This is a genomic window from Novosphingobium sp. 11B, assembly GCF_054589055.1.
The window spans coordinates 3,121-6,059 of sequence record NZ_BAAILP010000159.1 but is presented as its reverse complement, the minus strand read 5'-3'; the positions used below and the strand labels follow the sequence as shown (position 1 = coordinate 6,059).

Here is a 2,939-nt window from a genome sequence, read left to right as displayed (position 1 = left end):
GTCCCGGACTTGCTCCGGGACCGCTGGCATATCTTGAGGCGATAGCTCGCAGGCGCGCGCTGCAACATGGGCCGTTCACGGCCAGCGGTCCCGGAGTAAGTCCGGGACGACGAAAGCGCCCAAGGCAGTTTGAACGAAGCCTCACCCCACCCCGTCGATATGCCGCTTCAGCCCCGCCTCCCACATCGCGATACGCCCCGAGCGCACCGCCCCGTCCATATCCGGCGCGAACCGCTTCGACGCGCTGCCCATCGCCACCGCGTCCTCCAGCGAGGCATGGAGGCCAACCCCGACCCCCGCCAGCATCGCCGCGCCCAGAGCGGTCGTCTCGATATCCGCAGGCCGCTCCACGGGCAGCGCGAGCACGTCGGCCAGATCCTGCGCCATCCAGTCGTTGGCGCTCATCCCGCCGTCGATGCGCAGCGAGGTCCACGCCGCGCCGTCGGCGGCGAAAGCGGCCTGCAGATCGTGGCACTGGTGCGCCATCGATTCCATCGCCGCGCGCACGATATGCGCCCGGCTGGTCCCTTGCGTGAGCCCGGTGACGACGCCCTTGGCATCCGGCTGCCAGTGCGGCGCGCCCAGCCCCGCCAGCGCGGGCAGGAACAGCACCCCGCCATTGTCCGCCACCGCGCGCGCCAGCGTCTCGCTTTCCGCCGCCGTTCGGATCACGCCGAGTTCGTCACGCAGCCACTTGATGAGGCTCCCCGCCACGAAGATCGAGCCTTCCAGCGCATATGTCCGCCGCCCGCCCTGCTGGCACAGCACCGTGCCGAGCAGCCGATGCGAGGAACGCGGCAGGGTCTCGCCCATGTTGGTGAGGATGAAGGCCCCGGTGCCGAAAGTGGCCTTGGTCTGACCCGCCTTGAGGCAGTGCTGGCCGATCGTCGCCGCCTGCTGGTCGCCCGCAAGCCCGCTGATCGGGATCGGCGCGCCGAGCAGTTCGGGATCGCAAGTGCCCACCGTCCCCGCCGTATCGACGATCCGGCCCAGCGCGCTGCGCGGCACCCCGAACAGGCCGAGCAGGTCGTCGTCCCAGTCCGCGCCGTCCAGCGCCATCAACTGCGTACGGCTGGCGTTGCTGGCATCGGTGACATGCAAGCCCCCGGTCAGCTTCCAGACCAGCCAGCTCTCCACCGTCCCCAGCGCCAGCCGCTCGCCGAGCGCACGCGCCTCGGGCACGTTGTCGAGCACCCAGCGCATCTTGGTCCCGGAGAAGTACGGATCGACGACAAGGCCCGTCCGCTCCTGCAGCATCGCCTCATGCCCGCCATCGCGCAGCGTAGCACACATCTCGGCGGTGCGGCGGTCCTGCCAGACGATGGCGCGGGTGATCGGCTCGCCGGTCTGGCGATCCCAGGCCACCACCGTCTCGCGCTGGTTGGTTATGCCGAGCGCGGCGATGCGGTCCGCGCCGCCGACCTTGCCGATGACCTCGCGCGCGCAGGCGAGGGTCTTGTCCCATATCTCGGCGGCATCGTGCTCGACGCGGCCGGGGGCGGGATAATGCTGTGTCAGTTCCTGCTGCGCGACGTGCAGGACCCTGCCGTCCGCGCCGTAGACGATCGCCCGCGTCGAGGTGGTCCCTTCGTCGAGGACCAGAATGTGTTCGCCGTTCACTTGCTCACTCACCCATGTATGTTTGCAGTCGCGCGGCTTGTGCCGCGTCGAGCCGGAGACCCAGCTTGGTGCGGCGCCACAGCACATCCTCGGCCGTCAGCGCCCATTCGTTGGCCTTGAGGTAATCGACCTCGGCGCCGGTCAGGCCATGGCCGAAGTCCTCGCCCGGGTCCACCGCCAGCCATTCCCGCGCCTTCGTGCCGTAAGCCCGCGCCACGCGGTCCAGCGTCGCCGCATCGAGGCGGGGGTATTCGCGCGCGAGGTCGGCCTTCAGCGCATCGATCGCGCCCATCGCGAAATCGCCGCCGGGGAGCGGCGCGGTGGCGGTCCAGTCCTTGCCGGACAGCGCCGGGACCAGCGGCTGCAGCTTCTCCACCGCATCCTTGGCGAGATGGCGATACGTCGTGATCTTGCCGCCGAACACCGAGAGGAACGGCGCGCCGCCCTCCCCGTCCAGATCGAGGTCGAAGTCGTAGCCGCGCGTCGCCGCCTCGGGCTTGCCGGAGCCGTCGTCCACCAGCGGGCGCACGCCGGAATAAGTCCACACCACATCGGCCGGGGTGATCGACTTGGCGAAGTAGGCATTGGCCGCCTCGCACAAGTAGGCGATTTCCTCGTCGCTCGCCTTCACCTCGCTGAGCGGCCCGGTGTGGTCGCGGTCGGTGGTGCCGATCAGGGTGAAGTCGTGCTGGTAGGGGATCGCGAAGAAGATGCGCCCGTCGGGGATCTGGAAGAAGTAGGCGTAGGGATGCTCGAACAGGCGCGGCACGACGATGTGCGAGCCGCGCACCAGCCGCATCGCGCGTTTCGTGCGCTCACCGGCGCGGCCGACGAGGTCGAGCACCGATGGCCCGGCCGCGTTCACCACCGCCTTCGCGCGGAACGTGCCGCCGGACGTGTGGATGGTCCAGACGCCGCCCTCGCGCTCCAGCTTCTCCACGCCAGTGCGGGTCAGGATCGTCGCACCCCGGTCCGCCGCGTCGCGGGCGTTCAGGACCACCAGCCGCGCATCATCCACCCAGCCGTCGGAATAGACGAAAGCCTTGCCGAACCCCGGCTTCAGCGGCTTGCCCGCCGGGTGCCGGTGCAGGTCGATGGACTCCGTCGCGGGCAGCGCCTTGCGGCCGCCGATGTGGTCGTAGAGGAACAGGCCGAGACGCAGCAGCCAGCGCGGGCGCAGGCCCTTCACATGCGGCAGCACGAAGCGCATCGGGTGGATGATGTGCGGAGCGATCCGCCACAGCCGCTCCCGCTCGGTCAGCGCCTCGCGCACGAGGGCGAACTCGTAGTGCTCCAGATAGCGGAGGCCCCCGTGGATC

General features: G+C 69.8%; 2 protein-coding genes. Both read right to left on the bottom strand.

Features of this window, described 5'->3' with window-relative positions; translation table 11 throughout:
- Positions 1-141 precede the first annotated feature (141 nt).
- Positions 142-1,620, bottom strand: coding sequence for an FGGY family carbohydrate kinase (locus ACYPYD_RS14820; RefSeq protein WP_459663905.1), 1,479 nt, complete (start codon positions 1,618-1,620; stop codon positions 142-144).
- A 4-nt stretch (positions 1,621-1,624) separates the two neighbouring features.
- The coding region (locus ACYPYD_RS14815) for a glycerol-3-phosphate dehydrogenase (protein WP_459663902.1) at positions 1,625-2,939 on the bottom strand (1,315 nt) is incomplete at its 5' end.